This is a genomic window from Streptomyces sp. MZ04, assembly GCF_004684775.1.
GTDB lineage: Bacteria > Actinomycetota > Actinomycetes > Streptomycetales > Streptomycetaceae > Streptomyces.
This window is the reverse complement of record NZ_SRIC01000079.1, coordinates 12,842-29,569: the sequence shown is the minus strand read 5'-3', so window position 1 is coordinate 29,569 and position 16,728 is coordinate 12,842. Positions and strand designations below refer to the sequence as shown.

Below are 16,728 nucleotides of genomic sequence, written 5' to 3'. Positions count from 1 at the left end.
CCTCACGACCGCCGACCGCACGGTGCCGCCGGTGCGCCTACTCACGACACCTCCGCGGCGAATCGGTCGGGGCGGAACGGGTCGAGCCTCAGGTCCGGGCTCGCCCCACCGAGCACCTCGGCGGCCAAGCACCCCACCCCCGCCGCCAATCCGACACCCCTCACGACCGCCGACCGCACGGTGCCGCCGGTGCGCCTACTCACGACACCTCCGCGGCGAATCGGTCGGGGCGGAACGGGTCGAGCCTCAGGTCCGGGCTCGCCCCACCGAGCACCTGCGCGATCAAGTACCCCGTCCCCGTGGCCAGTCCGATGCCCGCGCCCTCGTGTCCGCACGCGTGGAGCAGCCCCGGCACCCGCGCGTCCGGGCCGATGGCGGGCAGGTGGTCCGGCAGGTAGGGGCGGAACCCCACATAGGCGCGCATCGCGCGGACGTTCTCCAGGAACGGGAAGAGGCGGCTCGCCCCGGCTGCGAGGGCCCGCATGACCGGCAGCGAGAAGCTCCGGTCGAAGCCGACCCGTTCGCGGCTCGCCCCGATCAGGACCGGCCCCGCGGCCGTGCCCTCGACCACCGGCGAGGTCTGCAGGGCGGCGGATCCGCTGGCCACGTCGGCCACATAGTCGGCGGCGTACACCTTGTGCCGGACCATGCGCGGCAGCGGCTCCGTGACCAGGACGAAGCCGCGCCGGGGCAGGACGGGGAGGCGCACTCCCGCGAGGGCGGCGAGATCGCCGCCCCAGGTGCCCGCCGCGTTCACGACGGCCGGGGCGTGGATCTCCCCCTGGTCGGTGCGGACACCGCGGACCGCACCGTCCGCGGTGCGGAGCACGGCGGTGACGGTCCAGCCGGTCAACAGTTCGGTGCCCAACGACCTTGCGATGCGTACCAGTTGGGCCGCCGCGAGGGACGGCATCACCTGACTGTCCTGGGGATAGTGGACGCCGCCGACAGCGTCAGGGGCGAGGTGCGGTTCGAGTGCGCGCAGCTCATCGGCCGCGACGGCACGCGCGTCGACCCCCGCCGCCCGCTGTCCGGCGGCGAACTCCCCCAGCGCCGCGAGCCCTTCCGAGGACGAGGCCACGACGACGCCGCCCTTGGCCTCGAACTCGATGGCCTCGCCGAGGCCGGGCTCGGCGGCGAGCTCCGTCCACAACCGGCCCGAGAGCAGGGCCAGTTCGAGCTCGGGGCCTGGCTCCTTGTCGGAGACGAGCAGATTACCCTCGCCCGATCCGGTCGTACCGCCGGCCACAGGACCGCGGTCCACCAGGACGACGGACAGCCCGGCACGCGCCGCGTACAGCGCACATGCGGCGCCCACCATCCCGGCGCCGACAACCACAACATCGCAGGTCAGCCGCTTGGTCACATCAGTACTATGTCACATATTCCTTTCTGGGCCAAGGGTATCTACGCTGACAGGACCGCCGTGGCGCAACGCCCGCACGAGACCCCCTGACCGGCAGAACACGAGACCCGTATCTGCAGAAAAGGTGAACCAGATGACCGAGTCCAGGCAGCCCGAGCCGACACCCGTGCCCGCATCACCCGAGCCGGCACCCAAGCCCGAGGGCCGCAAGAACGGCCTCTACCCCGCCATCTCCGAAGAGCTCTCCGCCCTGATGAGGACAGGCTGGGCCGACACCGAGCAGCGCGACCTGCGCCCGGCCGAGCAGTCCGCGCACGCCGCCCGCCGCCGCGCCGCCCTGTCCGCACGCTTCCCGGGCGAGCGCCTCGTGATCCCCTCCGGAAACCTCAAGACCCGCTCGAACGACAGCCATTACCCCTTCCGCCCCTACTCCGCGTACGTCCACATGACCGGCGACCAGGCGAGGGACTGCGCCCTGGTCCTCGAACCGCTCCCCGGCGGCGGCCATGACGCGCACCTCTACCAACTCCCCCGCGACAGCCGGGACAGCGACGAGTTCTGGACCGGCATGACGGCCGAGCTGTGGATGGGCCGCCGGCGCAGCCTCGCCGAGTCCGAGCTGCTGCTCGGCCTGCCCTGCCGCGATGTCCGCGACGCCTCCGCCGAGTTGGCGCGATCCGCCGGGCCGACCCGCATCGTGAGCGGCCACGATCCGGCGCTCGAGGCGGCCGTGACGACGGACGAGGAGCGCGACGCCGAGCTCGACGAGGCCCTTTCGGAGCTGCGGCTGATCAAGGACGACTGGGAGATCGGCGAGCTGCGCAAGGCCGTGGACTCCACGGTGCGCGGATTCACCGATGTCGTACGGGAGTTGGCGACCGCGATCGCCACGTCGGAGCGCTGGATCGAGGGCACCTTCTTCCGCCGCGCCCGCCTGGAGGGCAACCACATCGGCTACGGGTCGATCTGCGCGGCGGGCGAGCACGCCACGATCATGCACTGGGACCAGAACGACGGCCCCGTACGCCCCGGTGAACTCCTGCTCCTGGACGCGGGCGTGGAGACCCACTCCCTCTACACCGCCGATGTCACCCGGACCCTCCCCATCGACGGCACCTTCACGCCGCTCCAGCGCAAGATCTACGACGCGGTGTACGAGGCACAGGAGGCGGGCATCGCCGCCGTGAAGCCGGGTGCCGCCTACCGCGACTTCCATGACGCGGCGCAGCGGCACCTGGCGCACCGGCTCGTCGAGTGGGGCCTGCTCGACGGCGACCCGGACCGGGTCTTCGAGCTGGGGCTGCAGCGCCGCTTCACCATGGCCGGCACCGGCCACATGCTCGGCCTCGACGTCCACGACTGCGCCCAGGCGCGCACCGAGGAGTACGTCGACGGCGTACTCGAAGCGGGCATGGTCCTCACTGTCGAGCCCGGCCTGTACTTCCAGCCGGACGACCTGACCGTGCCCGAGGAGTACCGCGGCATCGGCGTCCGCATCGAGGACGACCTCCTGGTCACCGCCGACGGCAACGAGAACCTGTCGGCGGGTCTGCCACGCACCGCGGACGAGGTCGAGTCCTGGATGGACGGCCTGGCGGGCGGCGCCCGCTAGGGCCTGTCCGATGGGTCCTGCCGGGGTCGCGACCCCTGGCACGCACATCTGCCGCGTTGTCGTCGGTTGCCAACGCTCCGCGTTGTCGCCCTCCTCCGCCTTGCAGCTGCACGCACCAGGGCCCGCTCGGCCCTGATCAATCGGCACCCGGCGCGAAGGCCGGCCTGACCCATCGGACAGGCCCTAGACGCACCGCGACCACCGGAAGCCATCTCCCGCCCCGAGGCCCGCCAGGCCCCGGGGCGAAGCCGTCTCAGGGGCACCCGTCGACCTCTATACACTTGATGTATACACACTGTGTATAGTTATCGCATGCCTGCTGTTGCGAACAACAAGATGAAGACACGCGCCCACCGGTTGCTTTCAGCTCCCACCTTTATGGCGGCGGCCGCCCTCAGCCTCGCCATGGCCCTCACGGGATGCACCAAGCTGGACACGACCTCGCCCAGCACCGTCCGCGAGGACGGAGCGGCCGCGAAAGCCGTGAACCAGGTGAAGCTCGGGACGGTCGACTGCCGCAAGGCCAAGTGCGTCGCGCTGACCTTCGACGCCGGACCGAGCGAGAACTCGGCGCGGCTGCTCGACATCCTCAAGGAGGAGAAGGTGCCCGCCACCTTCTTCACGCTCGGCAAGAACCACATAGCCAAGTACCCCGAGCTCGTGAAGCGCATGGACGCCGAAGGGCACGAGGTCGCGAGCCACACGTGGTCGCACAAGATCCTCACCGACCTCGACCCCGACGAGGCGCGTGCGGAGCTGCGCAGGCCCAACGAGGCGATAGAGAAGCTGACAGGCCACAAGCCGACGCTGATGCGCCCGCCGCAGGGGCGTACCAACGACGAGGTGAACAAGATCTCCCGCGAGGAGGGCCTCTCGGAGATCCTCTGGAGCGTCACCGCCAAGGACTACACGACGAACGACTCCGCGCTGATCCAGAAGCGCGTCCTGGACCAGACCGAGCGGGACGGCATCATCCTGCTGCACGACATCTACAAGGGCACGGTGCCCGCGGTGCCGGGCATCATCGACGGCCTGAAGAAGCGGGGCTTCGTCTTCGTGACCGTGCCGCAGCTGCTCGCACCGGGCAAGGCGGAGCCGGGGAAGGTCTACCGGTAGCCCGCGGCCTGGCAGGATCGCCGGGTGGCTCTCTTCCGAATCGACCAGGAATCGTCCCTGCCGAGCCGTGATGTCTGGCGGCGGCTCACCGCGTGGGAGCGGCACGGCGACGTGGTCCCGCTCACGCGGGTCGTCGTCAGGACGCCGCAACCGACGGGCGAGGGAACGGTGTTCGTCGCGCACACCGGCCTCGGGCGCCGCATCGGATTCGACGACGTCATGGAGGTCGTGGTGTGGCACCCGCCGGGCAGCCCGGACGGCGCGGGCCTGTGCCGGCTGGAGAAGCGGGGGTCGTTCGTGACGGGGTGGGCGGAGATCGAGGTGTCCCCCAGGGCCGGAGGCACCGGTTCGCTCATCACCTGGCGCGAGGACCTGCGGGTGCGGTGGCTGCCGGCCGTCTGCGACGGGGCGTTGAGGGTGGCGGCGCGGTGGATGTTCGGACGGGCGGTGGAGGCGCTGCTGAAGTCTCCCCCGCCTCGCCCCTTCCCTGGCGCTGAGTAACTACTTGGGGCTGCGGTCGCGCTGCCGGACGGCTCTGCCCCTAGGGCCTGTCCGATGGGTCCTGCCGGGGTCGCGCCCCCTGGTCAATCGGCGCCCGGCGCGAAGGCCGGCCTGACCCATCGGACAGGCCCTAGCGGGCCGCGGCGTCCAGACCTTCGAGAGTGGACTCCCGGATGTTCTCCCGCTCAGTCCTGGGCGGGTCACTTGTGGAGAACGGCCTGGATTTCGAGGCTGATCGACACCTTGTTGCTGAGCGCGACGCCACCGGCGTCGATGCCGAAGTCGCGCCGGTTGATCTCCGCGGTCGCGGAGAAGCCGGCCCGCTGTCCCTCCCGCTGGTCCGAGCTGAAGGTGTTCACCTTGAGGGTCAGCGGCACCTGCCGTGTGACGCCGTGCAAGGTCAGCTCACCGTCGACGGCCCAACCGTCGACGGTCTGGCGGACGCCGGTCGAGCGGTAGCTCATCGTCGGGTACGTGTCGACGTCGAGGTAGTCGGTGGCGCGGAGATGGTTGTCGCGCTTTTCGTTGCCGGTGTCGATGGATGCGAGGTCGATCGTCGCGGTGACCGACGAGCGCAGTGGGTCCTTGTCCGTGACGAGCGTGACGTCGTGGGTGGTGAACCGGCCCCGCGTCTTGCTGATCATGAGGAGGCGGACGGAGAAGGCGATCTCGGAGTGCGCCGGGTCGACCTTCCACGTGCCGGCCACATAGCCCGGAATCGAGGTGGTCGCGGGGGCGGTGTTTCCGGTTTCGCTCATGGCTTCCTCCATGGTTGTGCGGCCGCGCGCGCGGCGAGGGGATGGTGGGTCGGGGCCGGTGCCCGTGATCCATCGCAAGACGTCGGTAACGCTCTCGAAGAACGTGAAGACGGGCGCCCGGTTCTTGACCCGCTCTGCGGATTACGCTTCACCTGTCAGCGCAGAATCTCGGCCCGCACCCTCTCTTTCGGTGTTGCGATGTCCCAGTAGCGAACGACGCCCCGCGCATTACTGAAGTCGCCTGTACCGCCGGTGATGGCCATGTCGAGCGAGCTTGTTCCGCTCACCCAGAGCGACTGCATCGTCAGAGAGCCACGCTTGATTTCCATCGTGATCAGGCACTGCGTCGTGAGTTCTTCGCCATCGACGCGGATGACCTGGCACGACCCACCCCCACGTCCGACACTGCGGCCGTCCTTTATCGCGGTGCCGGAGTAGACGTACATATCACCGAGGCTCGGCCCTTTCGGGCCGAGATCGGTATGCGTGTACTGATCGTTCTGAACCTCGAGTTCGAGAACCTCGACTTGTCGCCCTTCCGGAGTGTCGGCGTCTGCGCTGTTCACTGCAGAGACGCCGACCAAAGCGGTGACCAGCGCAATGGCGAAGAATTTCGCGAGCGACGCTCGTGCGTTGTCGCTCCTCCGCTCCCTCTCGTGCACGCCGACGGATCCCAGCCTTCTGGTGACCATGATGGAACCTCCTCATCCACTCAAGCGCCGCCGACCCTGGAGCGCCGGGCCGGTGAACAGCGTTGCCGCCCTTGCTCAGCTCACCGGTTCGACAACACAGCCCCGCGGAATGTGAGGTCGGTGCGTTGCCTCACATTCCGCGGGGCTGTGTTGTCGAACCGGTAAGGCAGATACGACGAAGGGAACCGTCGGCACCATGAGCACCCGATCCGAGCCAGGACACGGCCGGCCCGATCCGGGCCTTGACGCCCTCATGAGCGAGCGGCGCCAACTGATCAATCTCGCGTACCGGATTCTGGGCTCCCTGGCCGAGGCCGAGGACGCCGTCCAGGAGACCTACACCCGCTGGTACGCCTTGTCACGGCAGCAGCAGGACGCCATCGAGAACCCTGGCGCCTGGCTGACGACAGTCGCCGGCCGCATCTGCCTCAACCTGCTCGGCTCGGCACGGGCCAGGCGAGAGACCTACGTGGGCGAATGGATCCCCGAGCCACTGCCCGAGCACTCGCAGTGGATCAGTGGGCGGGCGGCCGGTGCGACGGCCGATCCGGCCGACCGGGTCACCCTGGACGAGTCGGTCAACCTGGCCTTCCTGGTCGTGCTCGAATCGATGACCCCGGCCGAACGCGTCGCGTTCATCCTGCACGACGTCTTCTGCCACTCGTTCGCCGAAGTGGCCGAGATCGTCGGCCGTACCCCGGCGGCATGCCGCCAGCTGGCCTCCTCGGCCCGCCGCCGCATCCGGGCCGCGCAGCCTTCCACGACTGCGGCAGCCCAACGCACCGCGGTCGTCAGGGACTTCAAGCAAGCCTGGGAGACCATGGACATCGACGCCCTGATCGGCCTGCTCGACCCCGAAGCCACGGCGATCGCCGACGGCGGTGGCCTTGCCATCACCTTCCCGCACCCCATCGAAGGCGCTGAGCAGATCGCGCACGCCTGGCGGGACATCGCCCGCCACAGGCCCGACACCATGACGTTCCTGGAGCGGACGGTCAACGGTCAGCCCGGTCTGGTGGCTCAGCAGGACGGCGTCATCGTGTCTGTGTACGCCTTCGAGGTCGCGGACGACCGGATCAAGCACATCTGGGTCGTACGCAACCCCGAGAAGCTCCATCGCTGGACGACGGATTGAGACGCGCGTCTACCTACCGGCAGGCGTGCGCGAGCGCGTCCAGGACGGCGAAGCCGGTGGCCGACGGTGCCGCCTGCTTCAGCCGAACCGGCAGCGCGGCGAACCCGTCCCCGATGAACGACTCCTGCGGGAGCGCGCCCCCCGCATCCAGCCGCAGCCCCGGAAAGCGGGCGAACAGCGCCGGCAGCGCCACCGCCGCCTCGAGGCGGGCCGGCGGCGCCCCCACGCAGTAGTGCACCCCGTGCCCGAAGGCCAGGTGCTCCTTGTCCGTACGGGTGATGTCGAACCGCCCGGCGGTCGGCCCGTGCCGCAGCGGATCCCGCCCCGCGGCCCCGTACGCCGCGAGAATCGCGTCCCCCCGTGGAATCACGGAACCGTCGGGCAGCTCGATGTCCGAAACGGCGTACCGCAGCGGCAGGTTGGCGATCGAGGGCGCGAACCGGAGCGTCTCCTCGATGGCATCGCTCCACGGCACCTCCCCGCCGAGCACCCGCTCCAGCTGCTCGGGGTGGCTCAGCAGCGCGTGCACCGCGTTGCCGATGAGGCTGACGGTCGTCTCGTGCCCCGCCCCGATGACGAGCAGCAGCGTGTCGATCAGCTCGGTCTCGGTGAGCGCCGAGCCCTCCTCGTCGCGGGTGGCGATCAGCACGCTCGTCATGTCGTCGCCGGGCTCGGCCCGCTTGAGGGCGACCAGACCGGCGAGCAGCTGGTGCACCTCCTGCCAGGTCGCCGCGGCCTGCTCCGGCGTCGCCGTCGTATCCATGATCGACTCCACGAGCCTGGCCGTGTCAGCCTGCCGGTGCTCGGGCAGCCCGAACAGCTCGCAGATGACCTGCATCGGCAGCGGATGCGCGTACGCGGCCCGCAGATCCACCGCTGGGTCCGCGGCTTCCGCCATCGCGTCGAGCAGCCCCGCCGTCAGCTCCTCGATCCGCGGCCGCAGCGCGTCCGTACGGCGTTTGGTGAACGCGGGCGACACCAGCTTGCGCAGCCGCCGGTGGTTCGTGCCGTACGCGGTGAACATATTGGTCACGCCCACCCAGGAGTTGACCCAGGTCTCGCGGAACTCGCCGCCGATCCAGGCCGGCCAGTGCTGGTTCGGGTCCTTCGACACGCGGTCGTCGGCGAGGAGGCTCTTCAGGACGTCGTACTGGGTGGGCGCCCAGGCCCGTATGCCGTCGGGGAGTTCGACGAGCGCGACGGAACCGCGCTCGCGCAGCGTCTCCGCCCCGTACGAGACGTGGGGAGACGCGCACTCACTCAAGATCATCTTAGGTGCACACCCCTCCGCCCCCGCCACCCTTGCCGCACCGGCGGCTACGCGCGAGACGCCCGCGTACGAGCATGCAGCGTGCGCGCGACCCGCGGGCCGAGCCAGCGCTTCATCCGCCGCAGCGGCTCCAGTTGCTCGGCCGCCCGGTCGATCCGGTAGTAGAGCTGCGGCGGGATGTGCGGAAGGAGCGGGGAGTGGCGCTGGCCCAGGAGCGCGAACATCTGGGGCGGGGCGAGGCGGATGTAGCGCGGCAGGTTCTCGTACCACTGGGCGCTGTAGCGGGCCGCGCTCTGGACGGAGAGCAGTGCGGATCTCCGCTCGCGCTCGTAGGCGTCCAGGGCGGGTTCGAGGCGCGGGCTCCCGCGCAGGGCCGCCGCCAGGGCGAGGGCGTCCTCCAGGGCGAGGGTGGTGCCGGCGCCGATCGAGTAGTGCGTGGTGTGCGCGGCGTCGCCGAGCAGGACGAGGTTGTCGCGGTGCCACGTCCGGTTGGTCAGGGTACGGAAGTTGAGCCACTGCGCGCTGCCGTCGGCCTGCGCCCTGCCGATCAGGCGGTGCCCGTCCAGCGGCCCCGCGAAGAGCCGTTCCAGGAGGGCGAGGCTCTCGGTCTCGCCCGCCTCGTGCAGACCGAGGCCCGTCCACGTATCCGGGGAGCACTCGACGACACAGGTGCTCCGCTCGTCGCTGAACCGGTAGCCGTAGCACCAGATCCAGCCGTGCGCGGTCTCGACGAAGGCGAAGGTGAAGGAGTCGAAGACCTTGGTGGTGCCGAGCCAGACGTACTTGTTGCGGCCGACCGCGACCTCGGTGCCGAAGTGCCCGGCGTGCCGCTCGCGAAGACCGCTGTGGACGCCGTCGCCCGCGACGACCAGGTCGGCGTCGGAGAGCATGTCCGCGGCCGTGATCTCGCTCTCGAACTCGACGTGTACGCCGAGGGATCGGGCCCGCCGGGTGAGGATGTCGAGCAGCCGGTGGCGGCCGATGCCGAAGCCCTCGTCGCCGTGGTGCACGGTCGTGCGGTCCCCCACGTGCGCGATGCCGTCGCTCCAGCGGACCGAGTGCTCGACGACGGCGTGCGCGGACTCGGGGTCACCGGCCCGTAGCTTGTCGAGCAGGCCGCCCCAGTAGGTCACCCCCCAGCCGTACGTGGACCCGGCGGGGTTCCGCTCGTGGACGGTGATGTCGTGGGACGGGTCCTGCCGCTTGAGCAGGATCGAGAGGTACAGGGCGGCGGGTCCGCCGCCGACGCAGGCGACCTTCACAGATGCTCCCATTGCGACACAAAGTGGCTGTTTATGACGCAACGTAGCAAGGCGGGTGGGCCGGTCCGTGGATCTAAGGGTCAGGGCACAAAGAATGGCCCCCTGCCGACGCGTTGACGTCGGCGAGGGGCCACAGGGGAATCAGGCGTCAGGCGATCTCAGGCGATCTCAGGCGATCTCAGGCGACCGAACCGATCCGCCCCGTCGCCGTCCGGTTTCCTTCATGGTGAATCGGCGTATGCGCGCCGGTCAGCGAGACCCCGCTGCCGCCCCGCCGGTTGGCGACGATCTCCGAGGCGATGGACAGGGCCGTCTCCTCCGGAGTGCGCGCGCCCAGGTCGAGGCCGATGGGTGAGCGCAGGCGGGTCAACTCCAGCTCGCTCACGCCGACTTCGCGCAGCCGCTTGTTGCGGTCCTCGTGCGTACGGCGCGATCCCATCGCCCCCACGTACGCGACCGGAAGGCGCAGCGCCCGTTCGAGCAGCGGCACGTCGAACTTGGCGTCGTGCGTCAGGACGCACAGCACGGTGCGCCCGTCGACCTCCGTGCGCTCCAGGTAGGTGTGCGGCCACTCGACGACGATCTCGTCGGCGTCCGGGAAGCGGGTCTTCGTCGCGAAGACGGGGCGCGCGTCGCACACCGTCACGCGGTAGCCGAGAAACTTGCCCATGCTGACCAGGGCGGACGCGAAGTCGATGGCCCCGAACACGATCATGCGGGGCGGCGGCACGCTCGACTCGACGAGCAGGGTGATCGGCTGCCCGCAGCGCGAGCCGTCCTCCCCTATCTCGACGGTGCCGGTGCGTCCGGCGTCGAGCATGGCGCGGGCCTCCCCCGCCGCGGTGCGGTCCAGTTCGGGATGTCCGCCGAGCCCGCCTTCGTACCCGGTGTCGGTGTCGGTGTCGGCATCGGTGTCGGAACGTACGAGAAGGGCGCGGCCCACGAGCTCCGCGGGTCCGGACGTGATCCGGGCGACCGCCGCGGCCTCCCCCGAGGAGGACACGGCGAGCGCGGAAGCGAGAACCGGCCGCACGGAGGAGTCCGCGCGGACCGGGGTGACCAGGATGTCAATGATGCCGCCGCATGTCAGGCCCACGGCGAAGGCGTCCTCGTCGCTGTATCCGAATTGCTCGACGACGCTCTCGCCGTCTTCGAGGGCCTGCTGACACAGGTCGTAGACGGCGCCTTCCACACACCCGCCGGAGACCGAGCCGATCGCCGTTCCGTCGGAGTCGACGGCCATCGCCGCTCCTGGTTGCCGGGGCGCGCTGCCGCCGACCGCCACCACGGTGGCGACGGCGAAGTCGCGTCCCTGCTCGACCCACCGGTTCAGCTCTTCGGCGATGTCCAGCATCTCGGCCTCCTCAAAGGTTCTGCGGGTGTGTGGAGGGCTTGGCGCCTAGTGGACGCCCAGCCAGTTCTCGATGGGGTTGAGGGCGAAGTAGACGATGAAGATCACCGTCAGGCCCCACATGAAGGCCCCGATCTCGCGGGCCTTGCCCTGCGCGACCTTGATGGCCACCCAGGAGATGACACCCGCCGCGACACCGGTCGTGATGGTGTACGTGAAGGGCATGAGCACGACGGTCAGGAAGACCGGGATGGCCGTGGCGCGGTCGGCCCAGTCGACGTGCCGGGCGTTCATCATCATCATCGCTCCGATGACGACGAGCGCGGCGGACGCGACCTCCTGCGGCACGATCGCCGTGACCGGCGTGAAGAAGAGGCAGGCCGCGAAGAACAGGCCGGTGATGACCGAGGAGAGGCCCGTGCGGGCGCCTTCGCCGACGCCGGTCGCCGACTCGACGAACACGGTCTGGCCGGAGCCGCCCGCGACACCGCCGATGGCACCGCCGGCGCCGTCGATGAACAGCGCCTTGGACAGGCCGGGCATCCGGCCCTTCTCGTCGGCCAGGTTGGCCTCGGTGCCGACGCCGATGATGGTGGCCATCGCGTCGAAGAAGCCGGCGAGCACGAGCGTGAAGACGATCATGCCGACGGTCATCGCGCCGACCTCGTCCCAGCCGCCGAACTTGACGTCACCGAGGAGCGAGAAGTCGGGTGCGGAGACCGCGCTGCCGTGCAGTTCGGGGGCGCCGTTCGCCCACTGCTTGGGGTCGATCACGTCGAGCGCGTTGAGTACGACGGCCACGATCGTGCCGGTGATGATGCCGACCAGGATCGCGCCGGGGGTGTTGCGCGCCTGGAGCATGAAGATCAGGAGCAGGGTGCCCGCGAAGAGCAGGACCGGCCAGCCGGTGAGCTCACCGGCGGGGCCGAGCGTGACGAGCGTGGTCTTGCCCTGGTGGACGAAGCCGCCCTTGGCGAGGCCGATCAGGGCGATGAAGAGCCCGATGCCCATGGTGATGCCGTGCTTGAGGGCGAGCGGGATCGCGTTCATGATCATCTCGCGCAGCCCGGTGACCACCAGGAGCATGATCACCGCGCCGTACATCACACACATGCCCATGGCCTGCGGCCAGGTCATCTGGGGTGCGACCTGCGAGGCGATCACTCCGGACACGGAGAGCCCGGCGGCCAGGGCGAGCGGCACCTTGCCGACGAAGCCCATGAGGAGCGTGGTGACCGCCGCGGCGAGCGCCGTCGCGGTGATCAGGGCCTTCTGGCCCATGGTGTCGCCGGCCGCGTCCTTGCCGGACAGGATCAGCGGGTTGAGCAGGACGATGTACGCCATCGCCATGAAGGTGGTGATACCGCCGCGCACCTCACGCGCGACCGTGGATTCCCGCACGGATATGTGAAAGTACCGGTCGAGCCAAGACCTGCCGGCCGGGACGCGTGAGCCGTTGCCCGCGTCCTCTGCCGTGGTCTTCGGCTCCGTTGACTGCTGGGTCATGGTGCCTAACTCCCAAGGTTCAAAGGGGCACCCGCAACAGGCGGTCGAGCTGGGTAGGCCTGTGGAGACTGCGGGATTTGGGATGGTGCGTTTGGCTGCACGACCCGGGGGACGGCCCGAGACGAACGGGGGCTCCTAAGAGCGTGGGTACTGCGTGGGTACTGCGCTGACCGCGAGCGGTGCGGTACTTGTGTTCTCCGGGCGGCGCGGGCTGAGGAATTGTGACGTTCCATGGGAGGCACGCACCGCCCGGAGAGTCTGTGGGATCAGGCGCCGGTGAGGTGCTCCGGGCGTACCGGCGTCCTGTTCAGCTCCAGACCCGTCGCGTTCCGGATCGCCGCGAGGACGGCCGGAGTCGACGAAAGGGTCGGGGCCTCGCCGATGCCACGGAGCCCGTACGGGGCGTGCTCATCGGCGAGTTCGAGCACGTCTACGGGGATGGTCGGCGTGTCGAGGATGGTGGGGAGCAGGTAGTCCGTGAAGGACGGGTTCCTGACCTTCGCCGTCTTGGGATCGACGACGATCTCCTCCATGACCGCGATGCCCATGCCCTGGATGGTGCCGCCCTGGATCTGGCCGATGACGGAGAGCGGGTTGAGCATCTTGCCGACGTCCTGGGCGCAGGCCAGTTCGATGACCTTGACCAGGCCGAGCTCGGTGTCGACCTCGACGACGGCGCGGTGCGCGGCGAAGGTGTACTGGACGTGGCCGTTGCCCTGTCCGGTGACCAGGTCGAAGGCGACGGTGGGCCGGTGGCGCCACTCCTCCTCGATCTCGACGGTCTCGTCCTCCAGTACGTCGACGAGATCGGCGAGGACCTCGCCTCCGTCGGTGACGACCTTGCCGCCTTCGAGAAGGAGTTCGGCCGTCGCCCACGCGGGGTGGTACGAGCCCATCTTGCGCCGGCCGATCTCCAGGACCTTCTCGCGCACCAGCTCACAGGCGTTCTTGACGGCGCCGCCGGTGACGTACGTCTGACGGGACGCGGACGTCGAACCGGCCGAGCCCACCTGGGTGTCGGCGGGGTGGATGGTCACCTGCGTGACACCGAGCTCGGTGCGGGCGATCTGGGCGTGCACGGTGACGCCGCCCTGGCCGACCTCGGCCATCGCGGTGTGCACGGTGGCGACGGGCTGACCGCCGACGATCTCCATGCGCACCTTGGCGGTCGAGTAGTCGTCGAAGCCCTCGGAGAAGCCGACGTTCTTGATGCCGACCGCGTAGCCGATGCCTCGTACGACGCTTTCGCCGTGCGTGGTGTTGGACAGACCGCCGGGCAGCTGCCGTACGTCGGAGCCCTCGCTGGACTCCCACTGGCGCTCGGGCGGCAGCGGCATCTCCTTGACGCGGCGCAGCAGTTCGGCGACCGGGGCCGGGGAGTCGACCGGCTGCCCGGTCGGCATGATGGTGCCCTGCTCCATGGCGTTGAGCTGCCGGAACTCGATCCGGTCCATGCCGAGCTTGTCGGCGAGCTTGTCCATCTGCGCCTCGTAGGCGAAGCACGCCTGGACCGCGCCGAAGCCGCGCATGGCGCCGCAGGGCGGGTTGTTGCTGTAGAGCGCGACGGCCTCGATGTCGACGTCGTCGATCACGTACGGGCCCACGCTCAGCGAGGACGCGTTGCCGACCACGGCCGGGGACGCGGAGGCGTAGGCGCCGCCGTCGAGCACGATCCGGCACTTCATGTGCGTGATCTTGCCGTCCTTGGTGGCGCCGTGCTCGTAGGTGAGCTTCGCCGGGTGGCGGTGCACATGGCCGAAGAAGGACTCGAACCGGTTGTAGACGATCTTGATCGGCTTGCCCGTGCGCAGCGCGAGGAGGCACGCGTGGATCTGCATCGAGATGTCCTCGCGACCGCCGAAGGCACCGCCGACGCCGGAGAGCGTCATGCGTACCTTCTCCTCGGGCAGGCCGAGGACCGGGGCGATCTGTTCGAGGTCGGAGTGCAGCCACTGGGTGGCGACGTACAGCTCGATGCCGCCGTCCTCGGACGGCACGGCGAGGCCGGACTCCGGGCCGAGGAAGGCCTGGTCCTGCATGCCGAAGGTGTACTCGCCCTTGACGATGACGTCGGCCTTCTTGGCGGCCTCGTCGGCGTTGCCGCGGATGATCGGCTGGCGGTGCACGATGTTCGCGTGCGGGACGTGGCCCATGTGGCTGTCGGTGCGGCCCTCGTGCACGAGCACGGCGTCGGGAGCGAGCGCGGACGCCTCGTCCGTGATGACCGGCAGCTCCCGGTACTCGACCTTGATCTTCGCGGCGGCGCGGCGCGCGGTCTCCGGGTGGTCGGCGGCCACGAGGGCGACCGGCTCACCGTGGTGGCGGACCTTGCCGTGCGCGAGAACCGGCGTGTCCTGGATCTCCAGGCCGTAGTTCTTCATCTCGGCCGGCAGGTCGTCGTAGGTCATGACGGCGTAGACGCCGCTCATCGCGAGGGCCTCGGAGGTGTCGATCGACACGATCTCGGCGTGCGCCACGGTGCTGCGCAGGGCCTGGCCCCACAGCATGTCCTCGTGCCACATGTCCGAGGAGTAGGCGAACTCTCCGGTGACCTTCAGGGTGCCGTCGGGCCGCAGCGTCGACTCGCCGATGCCGCCCTTGGTCTGCGACCCCTGGGTGATCTTGGTGGGGGCGCCGGTCGTACGGGTGGATCCCATGGTCAGACCGCCTCTTCCTGGCGATCCTGGCGGGCGGCCGCGAGGCGCACGGCGTCCAGGATCTTCTCGTATCCGGTGCAGCGGCAGAGGTTGCCGGAGAGCGCCTCGCGGATGTCGGCGTCGGTCGGCTGCGGGTTGCGCTCCAGCATCTCGTCGGCCGCGACGAGCAGACCGGGGGTGCAGAAGCCGCACTGGACGGCGCCCGCGTCGATGAACGCCTGCTGGATCGGGGAGAGTTCGGTGCCCTCGCCGGTCTGGCCGTCGGTGCCCTCGGCCTGCCAGCGCTGGGCGCTGTCCAGGGAGACACCGCACGCGCCGGAGGCGCAGCCGCCGCCCGGGTGGGCGTCCTCGCGGTGCTTGGCGTAGTCGGCCAGGCCCTCGACGGTGGTGACCTCGCGGCCCTCCACCTGGCCCGCCGCGACCAGACACGAACACACCGGCACGCCGTCGAGACGGACGGTGCAGGAACCGCACTCGCCCTGCTCACAGGCGTTCTTGGAGCCCGGAAGCCCCATGCGCTCGCGCAGCACGTACAGAAGGGACTCGCCCTCCCAGACGTCATCGGCTTCCTGCTGACGGCCATTGACCGTGAAGTTGACACGCATTACGCGACTCCCTCAGTGCTGCGGCCCTTGCCGCGGTACGTCTCCCAGGTCCAGCCGAGCGTGCGGCGGGCCATGATCCCGACGGCGTGGCGGCGGTAGCTCGCCGTGCCGCGTACGTCGTCGATGGGGTTGGCGGCGCCGGAGGCGAGCTCCGCGAACTGCTTGGCGATCGAGGGGGTGATGATCTTCTTGCTGTCCCAGAAGCCACCCTCCTCGAGCGCCGCGTTCAGGAACTCCTCGGCGGCCTTGGCGCGGATCGGGGTCGGGGCGGCGGAACCGATGCCGGTCCGTACCGTCCGGGTCTCGGGGTGCAGGGCGATGCCGAAGGCGCACACGGCGATGACCATCGCGTTGCGGGTGCCGACCTTCGAGTACTGCTGCGGGCCGTCCGCCTTCTTGATGTGGACGGACTTGATCAGCTCGTCGGCGGCGAGCGCGTTGCGCTTGACACCAGTGTAGAAGTCGTCGATCGGGATGAGGCGCGAGCCGCGTACGGACTCCACCTCGACCTCACAGTCGGCGGCGAGCAGCGCCGGGTGGGCGTCACCGGCCGGGGACGCCGTGCCGAGGTTGCCGCCGACGCCGCCGCGGTTGCGGATCTGCGGGGACGCGACCGTGTGCGAGGCCAGCGCGAGCCCGGGGAGCTCGGTGCGCAGCTCCTCCATGATCTGGGTGTACGGGACAGAAGCGCCCAGCTGGACCGTCTCCTCGCCCACCTCCCACTCGCGCAGCTCGACGATGCGGTTGAGGTCAAGCAGGTACTCGGGACGACGGTGGTCGAAGTTGATCTCGACCATCACATCGGTGCCACCCGCAATCGGCACAGCTGTCGGGTGCTCGGCCTTGGCGGCGAGCGCCTCCTCCCAGCTGGCGGGGCGAAGGAAGTCCATGAGGCTC

15 protein-coding genes are annotated in these 16,728 nt (G+C 69.8%); 4 read left to right on the top strand and 11 right to left on the bottom strand.

What is annotated here, in order from left to right:
- Nucleotides 1-41: 41 nt before the first annotated feature.
- Nucleotides 42-203, bottom strand: coding sequence for a hypothetical protein (locus tag E2651_RS43970; RefSeq protein WP_167828825.1), 162 nt, complete (start codon nucleotides 201-203; stop codon nucleotides 42-44).
- Nucleotides 200-1,366 (bottom strand): FAD-binding oxidoreductase, encoded by a 1,167-nt coding sequence (locus E2651_RS18555; RefSeq protein ID WP_135332280.1) that lies wholly within the window; start codon nucleotides 1,364-1,366, stop codon nucleotides 200-202. The genes E2651_RS43970 and E2651_RS18555 overlap by 4 nt, the downstream gene beginning before the upstream one ends.
- A gap of 133 nt (nucleotides 1,367-1,499) precedes the next feature.
- Here E2651_RS18555 and E2651_RS18550 point away from each other — a divergent pair, with 133 nt between their 5' ends.
- From E2651_RS18550 to E2651_RS18535, 3 genes are all read left to right on the top strand, one after another.
- On the top strand, nucleotides 1,500-2,978 hold the full coding sequence (locus tag E2651_RS18550) for an aminopeptidase P family protein (RefSeq protein WP_135332279.1): 1,479 nt from the start codon (nucleotides 1,500-1,502) through the stop codon (nucleotides 2,976-2,978).
- Between the two features lie 378 nt (nucleotides 2,979-3,356).
- Nucleotides 3,357-4,094 carry a polysaccharide deacetylase family protein gene (locus E2651_RS18540; protein ID WP_245238976.1) on the top strand — a complete coding sequence of 246 codons (738 nt, stop codon included), beginning with the start codon at nucleotides 3,357-3,359 and terminating at the stop codon, nucleotides 4,092-4,094.
- A gap of 24 nt (nucleotides 4,095-4,118) precedes the next feature.
- Complete coding sequence (locus E2651_RS18535) at nucleotides 4,119-4,595, top strand: SRPBCC family protein (RefSeq protein ID WP_135332278.1); 477 nt, start codon at nucleotides 4,119-4,121, stop codon at nucleotides 4,593-4,595.
- Nucleotides 4,596-4,795: 200 nt separating this feature from the next.
- On the opposite strand, the gene E2651_RS18530 is transcribed toward E2651_RS18535, so the two are convergent.
- Entirely contained in the window at nucleotides 4,796-5,353 is a 558-nt protein-coding gene (locus E2651_RS18530) for a YceI family protein (RefSeq protein WP_135332277.1), read from the bottom strand.
- Nucleotides 5,354-5,508: 155 nt separating this feature from the next.
- On the bottom strand, nucleotides 5,509-6,045 hold the full coding sequence (locus E2651_RS18525) for a hypothetical protein (protein ID WP_209446185.1): 537 nt from the start codon (nucleotides 6,043-6,045) through the stop codon (nucleotides 5,509-5,511).
- 196 nt (nucleotides 6,046-6,241) lie between these two features.
- Here E2651_RS18525 and sigJ point away from each other — a divergent pair, with 196 nt between their 5' ends.
- Nucleotides 6,242-7,180 carry an RNA polymerase sigma factor SigJ gene (gene sigJ / locus E2651_RS18520; protein WP_135332276.1) on the top strand — a complete coding sequence of 313 codons (939 nt, stop codon included), beginning with the start codon at nucleotides 6,242-6,244 and terminating at the stop codon, nucleotides 7,178-7,180.
- A 13-nt stretch (nucleotides 7,181-7,193) separates the two neighbouring features.
- On the opposite strand, the gene E2651_RS18515 is transcribed toward sigJ, so the two are convergent.
- The 7 genes from E2651_RS18515 to E2651_RS18485 all read right to left on the bottom strand — a co-directional run bounded on the left by E2651_RS18515 (nucleotide 7,194) and on the right by E2651_RS18485 (nucleotide 16,721).
- Nucleotides 7,194-8,450: a cytochrome P450 gene (locus E2651_RS18515; RefSeq protein ID WP_135332275.1), complete on the bottom strand. Its 1,257-nt coding sequence runs from the start codon at nucleotides 8,448-8,450 to the stop codon at nucleotides 7,194-7,196.
- A gap of 47 nt (nucleotides 8,451-8,497) precedes the next feature.
- Complete coding sequence (locus tag E2651_RS18510; RefSeq protein ID WP_209446186.1) at nucleotides 8,498-9,712, bottom strand: FAD-dependent monooxygenase; 1,215 nt, start codon at nucleotides 9,710-9,712, stop codon at nucleotides 8,498-8,500.
- 178 nt (nucleotides 9,713-9,890) lie between these two features.
- Nucleotides 9,891-11,066, bottom strand: a complete 1,176-nt coding sequence (locus E2651_RS18505) for an XdhC/CoxI family protein (protein ID WP_135332273.1) — start codon at nucleotides 11,064-11,066, stop codon at nucleotides 9,891-9,893.
- A 45-nt stretch (nucleotides 11,067-11,111) separates the two neighbouring features.
- Nucleotides 11,112-12,569 carry an NCS2 family permease gene (locus E2651_RS18500; protein ID WP_135332272.1) on the bottom strand — a complete coding sequence of 486 codons (1,458 nt, stop codon included), beginning with the start codon at nucleotides 12,567-12,569 and terminating at the stop codon, nucleotides 11,112-11,114.
- Between the two features lie 266 nt (nucleotides 12,570-12,835).
- Entirely contained in the window at nucleotides 12,836-15,226 is a 2,391-nt protein-coding gene (locus E2651_RS18495; RefSeq protein WP_135332271.1) for a molybdopterin cofactor-binding domain-containing protein, read from the bottom strand.
- Nucleotides 15,227-15,228: 2 nt separating this feature from the next.
- Entirely contained in the window at nucleotides 15,229-15,831 is a 603-nt protein-coding gene (locus tag E2651_RS18490) for a (2Fe-2S)-binding protein (RefSeq protein WP_135332270.1), read from the bottom strand.
- Complete coding sequence (locus tag E2651_RS18485; protein ID WP_135332269.1) at nucleotides 15,831-16,721, bottom strand: FAD binding domain-containing protein; 891 nt, start codon at nucleotides 16,719-16,721, stop codon at nucleotides 15,831-15,833. The genes E2651_RS18490 and E2651_RS18485 overlap by 1 nt, the downstream gene beginning before the upstream one ends.
- Nucleotides 16,722-16,728 lie beyond the last annotated feature (7 nt).

Coding starts and splice junctions, on each gene's coding strand:
- E2651_RS18550 (WP_135332279.1), top strand. CDS start 1,500: ATGACCGAGTCCAGGCAGCCCGAGCCGACACCCGTGCCCGCATCACCC.
- E2651_RS18540 (WP_245238976.1), top strand. CDS start 3,357: ATGGCGGCGGCCGCCCTCAGCCTCGCCATGGCCCTCACGGGATGCACC.
- E2651_RS18530 (WP_135332277.1), bottom strand. CDS start 5,353: ATGAGCGAAACCGGAAACACCGCCCCCGCGACCACCTCGATTCCGGGC.
- E2651_RS18525 (WP_209446185.1), bottom strand. CDS start 6,045: ATGGTCACCAGAAGGCTGGGATCCGTCGGCGTGCACGAGAGGGAGCGG.
- sigJ (WP_135332276.1), top strand. CDS start 6,242: ATGAGCACCCGATCCGAGCCAGGACACGGCCGGCCCGATCCGGGCCTT.
- E2651_RS18515 (WP_135332275.1), bottom strand. CDS start 8,450: ATGATCTTGAGTGAGTGCGCGTCTCCCCACGTCTCGTACGGGGCGGAG.
- E2651_RS18505 (WP_135332273.1), bottom strand. CDS start 11,066: ATGCTGGACATCGCCGAAGAGCTGAACCGGTGGGTCGAGCAGGGACGC.
- E2651_RS18500 (WP_135332272.1), bottom strand. CDS start 12,569: ATGACCCAGCAGTCAACGGAGCCGAAGACCACGGCAGAGGACGCGGGC.
- E2651_RS18495 (WP_135332271.1), bottom strand. CDS start 15,226: ATGGGATCCACCCGTACGACCGGCGCCCCCACCAAGATCACCCAGGGG.
- E2651_RS18490 (WP_135332270.1), bottom strand. CDS start 15,831: ATGCGTGTCAACTTCACGGTCAATGGCCGTCAGCAGGAAGCCGATGAC.
- E2651_RS18485 (WP_135332269.1), bottom strand. CDS start 16,721: ATGGACTTCCTTCGCCCCGCCAGCTGGGAGGAGGCGCTCGCCGCCAAG.